The organism is Bradyrhizobium sp. LA2.1 (assembly GCF_040547725.1).
Lineage (GTDB): Bacteria > Pseudomonadota > Alphaproteobacteria > Rhizobiales > Xanthobacteraceae > Bradyrhizobium > Bradyrhizobium barranii.
This window is the reverse complement of record NZ_JBEPQI010000034.1, coordinates 24,233-40,104: the sequence shown is the minus strand read 5'-3', so window position 1 is coordinate 40,104 and position 15,872 is coordinate 24,233. Positions and strand designations below refer to the sequence as shown.

13 protein-coding genes are annotated in these 15,872 nt (G+C 65.6%); 3 read left to right on the top strand and 10 right to left on the bottom strand.

Annotated elements, in window-relative coordinates; all coding sequences use genetic code 11:
- Nucleotides 1-257: 257 nt before the first annotated feature.
- From ABIB95_RS41685 to ABIB95_RS41670, 4 genes are all read right to left on the bottom strand, one after another.
- Nucleotides 258-1,409, bottom strand: coding sequence for a DegT/DnrJ/EryC1/StrS family aminotransferase (locus ABIB95_RS41685; protein ID WP_502917928.1), 1,152 nt, complete (start codon nucleotides 1,407-1,409; stop codon nucleotides 258-260).
- A gap of 40 nt (nucleotides 1,410-1,449) precedes the next feature.
- Nucleotides 1,450-2,454 carry a Gfo/Idh/MocA family protein gene (locus tag ABIB95_RS41680; protein WP_354248486.1) on the bottom strand — a complete coding sequence of 335 codons (1,005 nt, stop codon included), beginning with the start codon at nucleotides 2,452-2,454 and terminating at the stop codon, nucleotides 1,450-1,452.
- 181 nt (nucleotides 2,455-2,635) lie between these two features.
- Nucleotides 2,636-4,048: a mannose-1-phosphate guanylyltransferase/mannose-6-phosphate isomerase gene (locus ABIB95_RS41675; RefSeq protein ID WP_354248484.1), complete on the bottom strand. Its 1,413-nt coding sequence runs from the start codon at nucleotides 4,046-4,048 to the stop codon at nucleotides 2,636-2,638.
- Nucleotides 4,049-4,055: 7 nt separating this feature from the next.
- A complete protein-coding gene (locus tag ABIB95_RS41670; RefSeq protein WP_354248481.1) occupies nucleotides 4,056-5,045 on the bottom strand; it encodes an SDR family NAD(P)-dependent oxidoreductase in 990 nt (329 codons plus the stop codon).
- 221 nt (nucleotides 5,046-5,266) lie between these two features.
- Here ABIB95_RS41670 and ABIB95_RS41665 point away from each other — a divergent pair, with 221 nt between their 5' ends.
- Complete coding sequence (locus ABIB95_RS41665) at nucleotides 5,267-6,226, top strand: lysylphosphatidylglycerol synthase transmembrane domain-containing protein (protein ID WP_028153035.1); 960 nt, start codon at nucleotides 5,267-5,269, stop codon at nucleotides 6,224-6,226.
- Complete coding sequence (locus ABIB95_RS41660) at nucleotides 6,223-7,242, top strand: MraY family glycosyltransferase (protein ID WP_354248479.1); 1,020 nt, start codon at nucleotides 6,223-6,225, stop codon at nucleotides 7,240-7,242. The genes ABIB95_RS41665 and ABIB95_RS41660 overlap by 4 nt, the downstream gene beginning before the upstream one ends.
- A 10-nt stretch (nucleotides 7,243-7,252) precedes the next feature.
- Here ABIB95_RS41660 and ABIB95_RS41655 read toward each other — a convergent pair whose 3' ends face one another.
- The 6 genes from ABIB95_RS41655 to rfaD form a co-directional block, all read right to left on the bottom strand.
- Nucleotides 7,253-7,477, bottom strand: a complete 225-nt coding sequence (locus ABIB95_RS41655) for an NAD-dependent epimerase/dehydratase family protein (protein WP_224517377.1) — start codon at nucleotides 7,475-7,477, stop codon at nucleotides 7,253-7,255.
- Nucleotides 7,474-8,694, bottom strand: coding sequence for a glycosyltransferase family 4 protein (locus tag ABIB95_RS41650; RefSeq protein ID WP_166353277.1), 1,221 nt, complete (start codon nucleotides 8,692-8,694; stop codon nucleotides 7,474-7,476). Before ABIB95_RS41650 ends, ABIB95_RS41655 begins: the two co-directional genes overlap by 4 nt.
- A 2-nt stretch (nucleotides 8,695-8,696) precedes the next feature.
- Nucleotides 8,697-10,610, bottom strand: coding sequence for a nucleoside-diphosphate sugar epimerase/dehydratase (locus ABIB95_RS41645; protein ID WP_166342715.1), 1,914 nt, complete (start codon nucleotides 10,608-10,610; stop codon nucleotides 8,697-8,699).
- Between the two features lie 99 nt (nucleotides 10,611-10,709).
- Nucleotides 10,710-11,960 carry an O-antigen ligase family protein gene (locus ABIB95_RS41640; RefSeq protein ID WP_354248537.1) on the bottom strand — a complete coding sequence of 417 codons (1,251 nt, stop codon included), beginning with the start codon at nucleotides 11,958-11,960 and terminating at the stop codon, nucleotides 10,710-10,712.
- A gap of 41 nt (nucleotides 11,961-12,001) precedes the next feature.
- Complete coding sequence (gene rfaE1 / locus ABIB95_RS41635; protein ID WP_354248476.1) at nucleotides 12,002-13,486, bottom strand: D-glycero-beta-D-manno-heptose-7-phosphate kinase; 1,485 nt, start codon at nucleotides 13,484-13,486, stop codon at nucleotides 12,002-12,004.
- A gap of 13 nt (nucleotides 13,487-13,499) precedes the next feature.
- A complete protein-coding gene (gene rfaD, locus ABIB95_RS41630; RefSeq protein WP_354248474.1) occupies nucleotides 13,500-14,480 on the bottom strand; it encodes an ADP-glyceromanno-heptose 6-epimerase in 981 nt (326 codons plus the stop codon).
- 174 nt (nucleotides 14,481-14,654) lie between these two features.
- Here rfaD and waaF point away from each other — a divergent pair, with 174 nt between their 5' ends.
- Nucleotides 14,655-15,704, top strand: coding sequence for a lipopolysaccharide heptosyltransferase II (waaF, locus tag ABIB95_RS41625; protein ID WP_354248472.1), 1,050 nt, complete (start codon nucleotides 14,655-14,657; stop codon nucleotides 15,702-15,704).
- The last annotated feature ends 168 nt before the right edge of the window (nucleotides 15,705-15,872 follow it).

Here is a 15,872-nt window from a genome sequence, read left to right as displayed (position 1 = left end):
TTAGAGACTTATCAGCCCAACGATAAGGCTTTGAAGTTTGACGTGATCAAAAAAGACGGGCGCTCGGCTTGCGATGTGCATCGCCGTGCCCTCTCCCCTTGTGGGAGAGGGCAGCGCCGCAGGTAGATACAAACTCAATCGGGTGAGGGGTCTCTCTCCCAGCTTTCCGTGCGGAGAGAGACTCCTCACCCGTCTCGCCGCTATCGCGGCCACCCTCTCCCACAGGGGGAGAGGGAAAGAAGGGCAAAACGACGAAATCAGCCCGCGATCGCGCCGCGGACTGCGGCGATGATTCGCTCGTGGTCGGCTTCCGTCAGGTAGGCGTGCATCGGCAGGCTGATGACGTCCTGCGACAGGTTCTCGCAGCCCGGCAGGCCGCCGTCGGCGACCGGATACTGCTTGTAGGCGGTCTGCTGGTGCATCGACTTGCCGTAATAGATCGCGGTCGGCACGCCCTGGGCCTTCAGCGCGGCGGCGAAGCCGTCGCGGTCGGTGCCCTCAGGGAGACGGATCGTGTACTGCGCCCAGACCGAGGTGTTGCCCGGTGCCAGACGCGGCACGGTGACGACGTTGGACAGGCCACGCGCGTAACGCTCCGCAACCTTGTTGCGGGCGGCGATCTCGTCGTCAAAAATCTTCAGCTTCTCGATCAGGATCGCGGCCTGCATGGTGTCGAGCCGGCCGGTCAGGCCGAGGCGGACGTTGTCGTATTTGTCCACGCCCTGCCCGTGCACGCGGATGCTGCGCAGTGTCGCTGCGAGCTCGTCGTCATCGGTGAAGATCGCGCCGCCGTCGCCGAAGCAGCCGAGCGGTTTGGCCGGGAAGAAGCTGGTCGCGGTGGCGAGCCCGAAGGTGCCGAGCTTGCGGCCCTTGTAGCTCGCGCCAAAACCCTGTGCGGCGTCGTCGAGCACGAACAGGCCTTCGGCCCTGGCGATCTCGGCGATGGAATCGTGGTCGGCGGGCTGCCCGAACAAATCGACCGGAATCACCGCGACCGGCTTCAGGCCGGCCTTGCGGGCGGTCGCGATGCCGCGCTTCAGCGACTCCGGGCTCATGTTGAAGGTGGCTTCATCGACATCGACGTAAACAGGCGTCGCACCGGTCCGCGCCACCGGCGAGGCGGTTGCGATGAAGGTGAAGGACGGGCACAGCACGGCATCGCCGGGGCCGACATTCTTCGCCATCATGACCATCAGGATCGCATCGGTGCCGCTGGCGCAGCCGATCACGTGCTTGGCGCCGCTATAGGCCGCAAGCTGCTTCTCGAGCTCGGCGACTTCAGGGCCGTTGACGAACTGGCAATGGTCGAGGACGCGCTTGACGGCGGCATCGAGCGAGGCGCCGAGCCGGCGGCGCTGCGAGGCGACGTCGACGAAGGGAATGGGTTCGGAACGCAGATGCTGGTTCATGGCGCCTTGCGGGTTTTGAGCGGTCGACATTGAGAAGAGATCAGCCCGCGACGCGGCGCGGGCCCTTGCGGGCAGCCGACGAGGCCGCGGGCCGCGACGGTGTTTCCAGGCACTGCGTGGCGATCTCGAGGCTGGCGACGCCCTCGTCGCCGGTGACCGCCGGCGTCTCGCCGTTGCGGACGGCCTTCAGGAACGCGATCAGCTCGGCGCGGAGCGGCTCGTCGTGGCCGACCGGCAGATGCCGCATCGAATAGCTGCCGTCCGGCTTGAAGCCGAAGCACTCGGTGACCTGGCGCGTCAACAGATCGCCCATCACGTATTTGCCGCGGGTCGCGACCGTGACGCTGCGCGCCTTGAACGGCGTCAGCCAGTTGGTGTTGATGTGCGCGAGCACGCCATTGGCGGTGCGGAACTGCAGGAGCGCGATGTCCTCGCGCTCGGCGACCGCGCTCGACAATTGCGGCTGCACCTCGACGATGTCGGATTCGGTGAACCAGCGGATCAGATCGATGTCGTGCACGGCGAGATCGATGACGACGCCGACATTGGACATGCGCGGCGGGAACGGACCGACACGGGTGATCGCGATGGAGAGAATATCCTCGCCCGCGATCGCCTGCTTGACGGCGGCGACCGCCGGATTGAAGCGCTCGACATGGCCGATCATCAGCGTGACGCCGGCCTTTTGCGCGGCGGCGACGATCTCGCGGCCTTCCGCGACCGTGGAGGCGATCGGCTTCTCCACCAGAACGTGGACGTCCCTGGCGATGCAGGCCAGCGCGACCTCGTGATGCAGATGGGTCGGCGCGGCGATGGTGACGGCGTCGACGCCTTCGGCGAGGAGCTGGTCGAGCGTCTCGAAGCCCTGGCAGCTGGCAAGCTCGGTGGTGCGCGTCAGATGCGCCGGCGACGGATCGACCACACCGACGAGGCTGACGCCTGGAAGACCCGCGAGCACGCGCGCATGGTTGCTGCCCATCACGCCCGCGCCAACGACGCCAACGCGCAAGCCGGCCTTTGCCGGTGCAAACCCTTTGGAACTCATCTGAGCAAACCCCGATTCAACGCAAATCCCCGGGCCGCTTCTAGCACGGGCGCCACATTTGTGGCGAATGTCAGCCGAATTGACCGGACACGATTTGATTCAAAAAGTTACACGTTCCCCGGGCCTTAGCGCCAAAAGTTTGCGCCTTCCGGCCCGGGTCGCGTGATTCGGAGCTTGCTGGTTACGACCTTTGATAGTCGTCTTCAATCCGGATGATGTCGTCTTCCCCGAGATAGCTTCCGGTCTGGACCTCGATGAGTTCCAGCATGATCTTGCCGGGATTCTCCATCCGATGCACCGCGCCCATCGGGATGTAGATGGACTCGTTCTCGTGCACCGTCTTGACGGTCTCGTTGACGGTCACCCGTGCGGCGCCGCGGACAACGATCCAGTGCTCGGCGCGATGATGGTGCTTCTGCAGCGACAGCCGCCCGCCCGGCTTGACCACGATGCGCTTGACCTGGTGGCGCTCGCCATTGTCGACGGACTGGTAGCTGCCCCAGGGCCGGTGCACCTTGAGATGCTCCTCGGTGACCTTCGGCGCGACCGCCTTGAGCTTGGTCACTAGGCGCTTCAGGCCGTTGGCATCCTTCTGGCGCGAGACCAGCACCGCATCCGCGGTGGCGACCACAACGAGATCGTCGACGCCTTCGAGCGCGACCAGCGCTGCATCTGTGGTGACGTTGCAGTTGCGCGAGTCTTCGAACACCGCGCTGCCGTGCGAAGCATTGCCTTGCGCGTCCTTCTCCGACAACTCCCACACCGCGTGCCAGGAGCCGACGTCGGACCAGCCGCAGGACACCGGCACGACCGCTGCGCGCGAGGTCTTCTCCATCACCGCATAGTCGATCGAGATCGCCTTCGCCGCGCCGAACGCCTCGGGCTCCAGCGTCACGAAGCCGAGATCGCGGCCGGCATTGCTCACCGCATTGGAGATCGCCTCGACGCTCGCCGGGTCGACCCTGCGGTATTCGTCGAGCAGGACAGTGGCCGGGAACATGAAGTTGCCGCTGTTCCAGAGATAGCCCGAACTGACGTAGTCGGCCGCCTTCACGGCATCAGGCTTTTCGACGAAGCGCGCGACGGCGTGCACCTCGCCGGAGATCACCTCGCCCGGGCTGATATAGCCGTATTCGGTCGCCGGCCGCTCCGGCTTGACGCCGAAGGTGACGATGCGCCCGGCGCTCGCGGCGGTGAGGCCTTCACGGCACGCCGCGACGAAGGCCGCATTGTCCTGCACCACGTGGTCGGCGGCGAGCGCGAGCACGATCGCGTCACTGGCGCGGTTCTGCGCGAACACCGCACCCGCGGCGATCGCGGGGCCGGAATCGCGCCGCATCGGCTCGAGGATCACGTCGGCCTCGATGCCGATCTCGGCGAGCTGCTCCAGCACCATGAAGCGATAGGACGCATTGGTGATGACGATCGGACGATCGAACAGCGAGGCATCCGACACGCGCAGCAGCGTGTCCTGGAAGGTCGAACGCGTGCCGAACAGGGGCAGGAACTGTTTTGGGCGCACCTCGCGCGAAGCCGGCCACAGCCGCGTGCCGGCGCCGCCGCACATGATCAGGGGGATAATGCGTTTGTCCATCGTCATTTCAAACCTTGAAGTAGTCCCGATACCAGGTGACAAAATTACGGACCCCGAGCGCGATCGGCGTTGACGGTGCAAAGCCGGTGTCGCGCGTCAGATCCTCGACATCCGCGAACGTTTCCAAGACGTCTCCCGGCTGCATCGGCAGCAATTCTTTGATTGCCGTCCGACCCAGCTCCTGCTCCAGAAGCCCGACGACATGCATCAGCTCTTCCGGATGGTGGTTGCCGACATTGTAGACCTTAGACGGCGCATTTGCGGCAGCCGGGTCATCCGCGGGCACCCGATCGATGAGCTTGGATACTACACGGGTGACGTCGTCAATATAGGTGAAGTCGCGACGCATTTTGCCATGGTTAAAGAGCCGGATCGGACGCTCCGCCATGATGGCGTTCACGAACAGAAACAGGGCCATGTCGGGGCGGCCCCACGGGCCGTAGATGGTGAAGAAGCGCAGGCCCGTGACCGGCAGCCGGTAGAGATGGCTGTAGGACTGCGCCATCAATTCGTTCGCCTTCTTGGTCGCGGCATAGAAGCTCACGGGATGGTCGGTCCGGTCCTGCACGGCAAATGGCAGTTTAGTGTTGGCGCCATAAACGGAGGATGACGAGGCGTAGACGAGATGACGACAAGAATTGTTGCGGCAGCCCTCCAGCACGTTGAGAAAGCCCTGGAGATTGGAATCGGCGTAAGTGTGCGGATGGTCGATCGAGTAGCGCACGCCCGCCTGCGCCGCGAGATGCACGACTTTGTCAAATCGATGTCGCGCAAACAGCGCCGCGATGGTGTCGCGGTCGGCAAGATCGGCCTCGACGAAGGCGAAGCGGGAATCGCTCCGAAGCAGCGCCAGGCGCGCCCGTTTCAGCGCCGGATCGTAATAGCTGTTGAGATTGTCGAGCCCGACCACGGGCCGGCCCTCGGCCAGGAGCTGCCGGGCGACGTGAAAGCCGATGAACCCCGCGGCTCCCGTGACCAAAATCGCCTGATCCGTCATCCTGTTCCCAAGCGATCTGTTGCCACGCGGTCCCCAAGCCGGCCCCGCGGCGCCTCTTTAGCCGCGGTATCGAGGCCGTCGCAATAGCCCCGCGGCTATTCATCACCGCTCCGGATAAGCGCTATTGCAAGATCGGCGCCAAGACCATACCAAAGCGGCCGAATTCGACGCCTCGCGTCGGGTTGCCTCAAATCTTCGCAAACCCTGTTCATGCGGGCGAGATGCGCCGAATCCTGCTGTCGACGGCCAAAATCCTGATTTCCGGAGCGCTGCTCTACCTGGCGCTGCGCAAGGTCGATCTGTCCGAACTGTTCTCGCGCCTGACCGCGACCAGCCTGCTCTGGATCGCCATGGCGATCGCGGTCACGTTCCTGCAAATCTTCGTCGGCGTGGTCCGCTGGCGCGAGATCAGCGCCGAATGCGGCGCGCCGCTCGAGCTCGGCCGCGCCATGCGCTACAACGTGATCGGCGCGTTCTTCAACCAGACGCTGCCCTCCGCGATCGGCGGCGATGCGGTCCGGCTGTGGCTGGTCGCGCGCGCCGGCGCCGGATGGCGCGCGGCCACCTACTCGATCTTCGTCGACCGCGCGATCGGCCTCGTCGCGCTGGCGATCGTCGTCGTCGCGAGCCTGCCCTGGAGCTACGAGCTCATCACCGATCCGCACGGACGCTCGGCGCTGCTGCTCGTCGATTTCGCGGCGCTCGCAGGCGGCGTCGGTTTCCTGATCTTCGGCGCGCTGAAATGGTCGTGGCTGAAGACCTGGTGGGCCACCCATCACATCCACGCCTGCGCCGTGATTGCCAACCGCGTGATCTTCAACGCCAAGCGCGGACCGATCGTCGCAATTCTGTCGCTTCTCGTTCACGTGCTCGCCGTCGTCATTGCGTGGTGCGTGGTGCAGTCGATCGCCGCACCGGTCAGCTTCGGCCAGACATTCCTCCTCATTCCGCCGATCATGCTGATCACCCTGATGCCGATCTCGATCGCCGGCTGGGGCGTGCGCGAGGCGACGATGGGCCTGGCCTTCGGTTTCGCCGGGCTTTCCGCCAACGAAGGCGTCAACGTCTCGCTGCTGTTCGGCGCCGTGCTCTTCATCGTCGGTGCGATCGGCGGCCTGGTCTGGATCCTCAGCGCGGAGAAGGCCGCGAAAGGGTCGGCGCCGCTCGGAGTGCCGGAGTGAGCCCAGCCATCGACGCTGTTGCCGCCATGTCCTCGCTGCTTGCCGTCGCGGTCGCCGCGCTGATGTCGGCGATCATCACCTGGACCAGCCGCCCCCTGCTCCAGCGCTATGCCCTGGCGCGACCGAATGCCCGTTCCTCGCATCGCATTCCGACCCCGCAGGGCGCCGGCATCGCGGTGATCACCGCCACGCTGCTGGTCGCATCGGCCTGGGCCGCCTGGGCGAACGTTGCGATCCCGCCGGCGCTGGTCATTGCAACGATCGTGATCGCCCTGGTCGGATTCGCCGACGACATCGTGTCGCTGCCGGTGTTGGCGCGGCTCGCGCTGCAAGCAGCCTGCGTCGGAGCGGTCGTGTTCACCGCGCCCGAGACCGCGCGCATCGTGCCGGCACTGCCGCTTCCGCTCGAGCGTGGCCTCATCCTGCTCGCCGGCGTCTGGTTCGTGAACCTCGTGAATTTCATGGACGGGCTGGACCTGATGACGGTCGCGGAAGTCGTGCCCGTCACCGCAGCGCTGCTGCTGCTGGGACTGCTCGGTGATCTCTCGTGGCCCGCCGCGCTGATCGCCACGGCGCTGTGCGGCGCCACGCTCGGCTTTGCGCCGTTCAACCGTCCGGTCGCAAAAGTGTTCCTGGGCGATGTCGGCAGCCTGCCGATCGGCCTTTTGCTCGGCTGGTGCCTGCTGGAGCTCGCCTGGCACGGGCAGCCCGCCGCGGCGCTGCTGCTGCCGGCCTATTACCTCGTCGATTCCACCATCACGCTGTTTCGGCGCATCGCGCGCCGCGAACAATTCTGGTCGGCACACCGCTCGCACTTCTACCAGCGTGCGACCGACAACGGCTTCACGGTCCGCCGCGTCATCGGCGATGTGTTCGCGCTCAATCTATTGCTGGCGGTGCTTGCCATCATCACCGTCAGCGCAAGCTCGACCTGGGTCACATGGCTCGCGTTTGTCGCGGGCGCGATCGCGATCGGATTCGTGCTGCGCCGCTTCTCCCGCCCTCAGGCGTTCTGAGCCGACAGCGTCAGCCGCGCGCGGCGAGATGGACCACGGCGTCGACGCCTTCGAGCGCCGCCTGCCAATCGGTATCAGGGCCGATCGATTCGATCACGACCTCGTCGTCGATCCCCTCCAGGCTGCGTACCGCGCTGCGAACCGACCATCCCTCGCGCGCCAGTTCAGGCGCGACATGGCGGCCGACGAAGCCGCTCGCCCCTGGCACCAGCACGACCGGTTTTCGCTCGCTCATCGTTGCTCCGCCAGATCGGGGTTGCGCAACAATTCGTCGATCAGCCCGGCATAGGCGTTCATCGCGGTCGTCCGGTCGAATCTCGCTGCCGCCTTCACCGCGCGTTCGGCCATGGCGGCGGCGTCGCAGCGGGATGCCGCGCGGATTGCGTCGGCGAGCTGATCGGCGCGGCCCGGCGTCACGACCCAGCCGAGCCCGTTCTCCACCACCGTCAACGCAGCCTCGGCCTCCGGCTCGGAGACCAGCGCCACGGGACGGCCGACCGCCAGCAGATTGTAGAACCGGCTCGGCACCGACACCCCCGCCACGTCCTTGCGGTACGGAATGATCCAGAGATTGGCTGCCGCCAGGAACGCCTCGAGCTCGGCATCCGCGACCCGCGCCACGAAGGACACATTCGGCAAGTTCGCTTCAGTCTGCAACTGCTTCAGCCGCTCGAAGCCGATGCCCCAGCCGGACAACAGGAAGTGGATGTCCGGCTCGTCTTTCAAAAGGCGTGCAGCCTCGAACACGATCTCCGGATCATGGGTGAAGCCGAGATTGCCCGACAGGCCGACAATGAATCGCGCGGATAGCGCTTTACGGAACGGATTGTCCGGCGCCAGGGGACGTGCCGCGGGTACCAGCGTCGCCCAGTTCGGGATGAAGCGGATCTTGTTCCGCCTCATGCCGGAATAGCTCAAGAGCGGCCGCTCCGCATCGCGGCCGATGGTGATGACGGCATTGAGCGCGCGGAACATCAGGCTGTTGGCCGCGCGCATCGTCAGCGTCACCAACGAGCCGGGCTTCAGGATCTCCGCCATCACGAGAACATCGGGGAAGAGGTCGTGCATGATCAGCGCCGAGCGCGCACCCCTCAGCCTTGCTGCCGCCGCCACCGCATATGGCAGCATGAACGGCGCGGTGACGGTGAGCGCGACGTCACCTGCCCTAAGCTCCCGGATCAGCGCGAAGAACGTGCGCGCCGCGAACAGCAGCTCGGACAATCCACGCCGCACCAGCGCGGTCTTTCCCGCCATCCGGTTCTTGATGGCAATCACGCGCGGCTTGCCCGGGCCGGTTTGCGAGGCCGGCAATTCGCCGGGCGAGCCCGACAGCACGATGACCTCGTGGTCGACGGCGACGCGGCAGGCGATCTCGGCCATGATCGCCGCAGTCGTGCTCGGATCAGGCGGGTAATGCTGGCTCGCGACGACGATCTTGCCTTGAGAATGCATGGTCAAGCCGCGGTCGACCCGAATTCCGGAACCGCATCCTTCAGGATGGTCTTGATCGTGGCCCGATCGTCCCGCGTGATCGCCTGCTCCAGCGCCGCGATCCATTTGCGCAGCGTCTGCATCGGCGGCTCGTTCGGCTGCGCGGCCATAATGCCGGCGATACCGATCTCGCGGGTCGGCTCCTCGGAGGCGAACAGGATCTCGTGCAGGCGCTCGCCCGGCCGCATGCCCGTGAACACGATCTCGATGTCGTAGCCGGGCTGGAGGCCCGAGAGACTGATCATGCGCTCGGCGAGATCGACGATCTTCACCGGCTGGCCCATGTTGAGCACATAGACCGAGACGTCGGGACGCTGCGTTCCGAGCGCATGCGTCGCCGCCGTGATGACGAGATCGCAGGCCTCGCGGATGGTCATGAAGTAGCGGACCATGTCGGGATGCGTCACCGTCACGGGGCCGCCGGCCTCGATCTGGGCCTTGAACTTCGGCACCACCGAGCCGTTCGATGCCAGCACGTTGCCGAACCGGACCGAGATCAACCGCATCGGCGGCCTGACACTACCGGTACCTGCGGCGAGATCGTGGTCGAGCGCCTGGCAGTACATCTCGGCGAAGCGCTTGGTGAGGCCGAGCATCGACACCGGCTCGATCGCCTTGTCGGTCGAGATCATCACCATGGCTTCGGCGCCGGCGCCGTGCGCCGCATCGGCAACATTGATCGAGCCGAAGATGTTGGTCTTGACGCCCTCGCTCCAGTCGCGCTCCAAGATCGGCACGTGCTTGAGCGCGGCGGCATGGAACACGATGTCCGGCTTGAACTCCGCCATCAGGCGGATGATGCGCTCGCGGTCGCGAATGTCGGCGATCCGCCCCTCGATCGCGGCCGCCGTGCCGTGCACAGCGAGCGCTTCCGTGACCGCGTAGAGCGCCGGCTCGGAATTTTCCACGATCAGGAGGCGCGCGGCGCCGAAGGCGACGACGCGCTCGCAGATCTCGGAGCCGATTGAGCCGCCGCCGCCGGTGACGATCACCGCCTTGCCCCTAATCAGGGATTCGAGGCGCGCATAGTCGATTGTCTCGCTCGGCCGCAGCAGGAGGTCCTCGACCGCGACGGCCGTGAGGCGCGGCGTATCGCCGCTCTCCAGCGAGGGCATGCGATTGACGATCACCCCTAACTTGCGCGCGCGCATCAGGATCGATTCCGGATGAGCGTCCGGCTCGAACGCGGACGGCGTCATCACCAGGCGTGCGATCGGCTTGTCGCGTTTGGCGAAATCACTAATGACGTCCTCAATGTCGTCAATACCGCCCAGCACCGGCACATTGCGGATCAACTGGCCGCTATCTGCACTCGACGGCGACAAGACGCCGACCGGCCAGATGCGCTTGATCGCGCCGCTCTCAATGCCGCGCAGCAGCACCTCGGCATCCGCGGCGCGGCCGATCAGCAGTGTCGGCGCGGCATTCTGGCCCTTGGCACGACGCCGCACGCGCGTATAGCGGAAGTGCCGGTAGGCTATGCGCAACGCAGTGAGGAACGTTATCTCAAGGAACCAGTAGAGGACGATCGTCACCTTGCCGAGGAAGAAGGCCCCGCGGACGTTGGGGGCGACGAAGATGTAGTCGAGCGCCAGGAGGGCAACCGTCAGCACAGTCGCGACGCGGATGATGTTCAGAGCGTCAGGCAGCGAGATGAAGCGCCATTTCGTCGTGGTGAGGTTGAAGACGAAGAACACGACCATGCTGAAGGCGAGGAAGTAGGGCAGGATCTGGAATAGCAGCGGCAAGCGGTCAAAGAAGCCGTGGCCACCCTCGAAACGCAGGTAGAACGCTGCGAACAGCGCCGCCGTGGTCGCCAGCAGGTCGTGGAGCGCGATCAGGAAATTGCGCAAGGTGAGATGCGAAAGACGCGTCATCCGCCGACCGATGAAATCCCAGTTAGATGCAACCTGACCGCGCTGATAGCCCATCTCGTCAAGACTTGCCAGTACAAGGCTTGCCAGCTGCGCGGCCGTTCAGGAACCGGCTTCCCCCACCTTCGCCTCGGCGTGTCGGGCCCGGATCACCATGCCGCCGGCAACGCCGACGCCGATGACATACATCCAGCCCTCGTGGAAGTCGAACAGATGGGAGTTGAACAGCGAGGTGAAGACGTTCTGCACCACGACCAGCAGGCCAATCCAATGGGCCAGCCCGTCGCCGCGGAACAACAGGAGATGCAGGACCCAGATCGCGTAGAGAACGGCGATGCCGATGACGCCCCATTGCACGGCGACATTTAGCGTCTGGTTATGCGGATTGCCGATCACCTCGGCGGAGGCCTGGTAGCCGCTGCCGGTCTTGACCTGCTCGAACAATCCACGCGTCGAACCGGTGCCGTGCCCCTTGATCGGCGCCTCCGCGAAGAAGCCGAGCGATTTCCGCCAGAATTCGAGCCGCAGGCCCAGCGAGGTCGGCTCGCCCTTTTCGACATAGCGCGTGTAGTCGCTGGCGAAGGTGTCCGCGGTCTTGCGCAATTGCGGCGAGGCCTGCCAGGCGAGAGCGGCGCCGGCGAGCAGAGCGACCGAGATGATCGCGATGCTGCGCCAGCGCAGGTGCAGCAGTGCGAACACGCCGAACATGATCGGAACGGTGACCAGCGCGGTGCGCGACACCACCACGAAGGCCATGTTGACGAAGAAGCTCAGAGCCAGCGCGATCAATAATCCCGCGAACCAATAGCGCTTCTCGCGCAGCAGCATCACGATGGGATAGGCGAGCGCGACCGCGCACAGCGCGAATTCCTGGCTCTGGTCGATGTAGTTCTTGACGAAGATGCCGCGCTCGAGGTGATCGGGCTTGAGCGTCAGGTTGGGATAGAAGGCCACTAGCCACGACATCACCGAGAGCAGCGCGCAGGACACCAGGAACGCGATGAACATCCAGTGCCCGCGCGACGAGCGCTCGAAATGATAGAGCAGCACGGGCAGCACGAGCAGCTTGACGGTCGGATTGACCGCATAAAGACGCGCGCCCCAGGCCGCATCCGACCACAGCGTACCCACCAGCGCGAGCAGGACCAGCGCGATCGGCGCGGCCGCGATCGGGCGCTTCAGCGATTGCAGGAATGCGCGGACGTCGAGAAACGGCACCATGCAGACCAGGAACAGAGCGTTGAAGATCGCCGCGAGCGAGGTCGACCAGGGCAGCGAGGCCACGGTCAGGATCGCGAACAGGTCGGCCGTCTCGCACCACGCCGCCGGGCTGCGAAAGCGCCGCCACAGCATCTGGGCGGGCGTCTCCCGGGCGAGCGTCGTCGCCTGGTCCGTCACTTGCCCCCTCCCCGCGCGCGATGGACCAGCGCGGTCGTGCTGAAGCCCTGGAGGATGTCGACCAGCACGACGATTCCGCCGGCGGCTTCGACGACCTCATGGCCAACCACCTGCTCGCGGGTGTAGTCGCCGCCCTTCACCAGCGCCCTCGGCTTGATCCGGGTGATCAAATCGATCGGCGTATCCTCCTCGAAGATTACGACGAGATCGACGGCTTCGAGCGCCGCGAGCACTTCCGCACGCGCCCGTTCGTCCTGAACCGGGCGATCGGCGCCCTTCAGCCGCCGCACCGAGGCATCGCTGTTGAGGCCGACGATCAGGCGATCGCAGGCTCCGCGCGCCGCGGTCAACACCTTGACGTGGCCGGGATGCAGGATGTCGAAGCAGCCATTGGTGAAGCCGACGCGCAGGTCCTGCCGGCGCCATTCCGCGAGCTGCGCGTCGAGCGTATCAGGCTCGAGCACGATCTTCTCCTCAGCCGCGAGATAAGCATGCGGCAGGATCTTTCGCCGCAACTCGGCCGCGCTCACGCTGGCCGTGCCTTGCTTGCCGACGGCGACGGCAGCAGCCGCATTCGCCATCCGCAACGCCGTGTCCCAATCCGCACCCGCCGCGAGCGACACCGCAAGCGCCGCGGCGACGGTGTCACCGGCGCCGGAGACGTCGCGCACCTTCACGGGGACAGCCGGAACGTGAACGGCTTCGCCATTGCGCGGCACCAGCGTCATGCCGTGCTCGCCTTGCGTGACCAGGATCGCCTCGCAATCGGCGAGCCGCATCACGTCCTCGCTGGCATCGACGATGCTCTGCGGCGTGTCGGCGCGGCTGCGGGTCGCCTCCGAAAATTCCTTGCGATTGGGTGTGAGCAGCGTGGCGCCGCGATAGATCGCCCAGTTCAGGCTCTTGGGATCGACGATCACGGGCTTGCCGAGCGTTCGCGCGGCGTCGATCGTGTGACGGATCACGCGCGCGGTCAGCACGCCCTTGGCGTAGTCGGAGAGCAGCACGATGTCGGCGCGCGCGATCTGCGGCAGGATTGCGTCGATCAGCCTGGTCTCGATGTCGTCGGAGGCAGGCACCGCCTGCTCCCAATCCGCGCGCAGCATATGCGTGGAAAAATGCTCGGAGACGAAGCGGACTTTTCGCGTGGTCGGCCGCGACGGATCGCACACCAGCGCGCTTTCGATGCCGGCATGCTCCGCAAGTGCCGCTTCGAGCCGCTTGCCCGCATCGTCCTCGCCGACGAGGCCGACGAAGATGCAGCGCGCCCCGAGGGAGGCGATATTGCGCGCGACATTGCCGGCGCCGCCGATATGGATCTCGCTGCGCTGGGCGGCGATGACAGGCGCCGGCGCTTCCGGCGAGATCCGCGACACCTCGCCATAGACGAACTCGTCCAGCATGATGTCGCCGATGCACAGCACCGCACGGCCTGAGATGGCTTGCGCGAGAGCGTCGAAATCGAGAATGGGGGTCGGCATGGTCCTTGAAGCCTCAGCGGAAGCGGTCTGGCCGGTCGAGATAATCGCCGACATAGGCTTTCACCGCATCCTCGAGCGTCGTGAAGCCGCCGTTATAGCCGGCGCGGTGCAGGCGATCGACCTCGCTCTGGGTGAAGTATTGATAGCTGCCGCGGATCTGCTCGGGCATGTCGACATATTCGATGTTGGGCCTGGTGCCGAGGGCCGCATAGGCAGCGAGCATCAGGTCCCTGAAGCTGCGCGCCTTGCCGGTACCGACGTTGAAGAGACCGGACACCGACGGCGTCGCCAGCAGCCACATGACGACGCGGACGACGTCGTCGACATAGATGAAATCGCGGCGCTGATCGCCGTCGGCGATGCCCTCGCGGTGCGACTTGAACAGTTGCACGACACGGCCCGCCCTCACATCATCGAAGCGGCGCGCCAGCACGCTCATCATCGAGCCCTTGTGGTATTCGTTGGGGCCGAACACGTTGAAGAATTTCAGTCCGGCCCATTGCGGCGGCAGCTTCTCGCCGCGCGCGACGCGCTCGGCGACGGCGAGATCGAACAGGTGCTTGCTCCAGCCGTAGAGATTCATCGGCCTCAGTTTCTTCAATGCGGGCAGTGAGGCGTCGTCGTCGAAGCCGTCGGCACCATCGCCATAGGTCGCGGCCGACGAGGCGTAGATCAACGGCACCGCATCCGCCGTGCACCAGTCCAGCAGGCGCATCGACAGGCGAAAATTGGTCTCGATCACGAGGTCGCCGTCGGTCGCGGTGGTCTCGGAAATCGCCCCGAGATGAATCACGGCGTCGAGCTTGCGGTCCTTCAGCCAGTCGAGCAGCTCGGCCGGCGGGACGATATCCACAAGCTGGCGCTTGGCGAGGTTTCGCCACTTGCCCTCGGTCCCGAGGAGATCGCAGACGACGACATCGCTGCGACCGGCCTCGTTCAGCGCGGCGACGACATTCGATCCGATAAAACCGGCCCCACCGGTCACCAGCAACATTCCACCTACCCTGCCAGGTTTTGCCCTGCCCGATTTTCACGGCCCGGTCCTGCCCTAGCGCATGATCCGCCAAAGTGTAAGCGGTTTTGGGGTCGGCGCTGTCCCGGCTTTACCTGCAGGTCCGGAGCGGGTAACCGAACCGCCACATCAGCGCGTTCCCGGTCCTATTAACGAATGAATCAAGATTCGCAATTTAGCCGAGATGCAGATCGGAGCGACACCCGCCCGATCCTGATCATCCCCTATATGTGGATCGGCGATTTCGTCCGGAATCACACCGTTGTCCGGGTCCTGAACGAGCGCTGGCCCAACCGGCCGGTCGATCTCCTGACCACCTCCCTCTGCGCCCCCCTGGTCGACTACATGCCCGGCGTGCGCGATGGCATCGTGTGGGACCTGCCGCGCAGCCGGCTCGCCGTTGGCCGCCAGTTCGGCCTGGCGAAGCTCCTGCGCGAGCGGAATTACGGGACAGCCCTGGTGCTGCCCCGGACCTGGAAGGCGGCCATCGCGCCCGCCCTGGCCGGGATTCCGGAAAGGGTCGGCTTCGTCGGCGAGTTCCGGTTCGGCCTGCTCAACCGCTGGCGCTGGGGCGAGAAGAAGCTGCCCCGGTTCATCGACAAGAACGCCGCCCTGGCCCAGCCCGACGGTGCCCCCCTTCCCCCGGAATGGCCGGTGCCGCAATTGCGGGTCCCGGCCGAGGACATCGTCCGCTGGCGGCAGGCCAATGGCCTCAGCGCCGGCGCGGCGGTCGCGCTCGCCCCCGGCTCAGTCGGCGTCTCAAAGCGCTGGACCTACTATCCGGAGGCTGCCCGCCTGCTGGCCGAGCGCGGCCTGGAGGTCTGGGTGGTTGGCGGCCCCGCCGAAAAGGGCCTCGCCCAGGAGATCGTCGCCGCGGGCGGTCCGGGCGTGCGGGACCTCACCGGCAACGATCTGCGCAACGGCGTGCTGGCGATGGCCGCGGCCGGCGTCGCCATCTCCAACGATTCCGGCCTGATGCACATCGCAGCCGCGCTCGGCACACCCACCATGGGCATTTTCGGCCCGACCAGCCCCTATCTCTGGGCCCCCCTCAACGGCCTCGCCGCGACCGTGGTCCAGGACAAGAGCGTGCTGTCGTGCCAGCCCTGCCAGAGCACGATCTGCAAGATGAACGACCACCGCTGCATGCGGGATATCGCGGCTTCCGAGGTCGTGGCGATCGCGCAGCGGGTGCTCGGAGTGTGAACTCATTGACGCCATGCGTTGGTCGGGCAACTGGCAGCGAATCCAACAGCAGGTCTTTCCGTCCGCCAGCTTTAGTCAGTGACGTTGTCAGTTCATTCGCGGGATAAGGCTGCGTCGCTGCCGCTTGTGAAGGCTGAACCAAGATCACGTCGACAAAGACGAATCTTC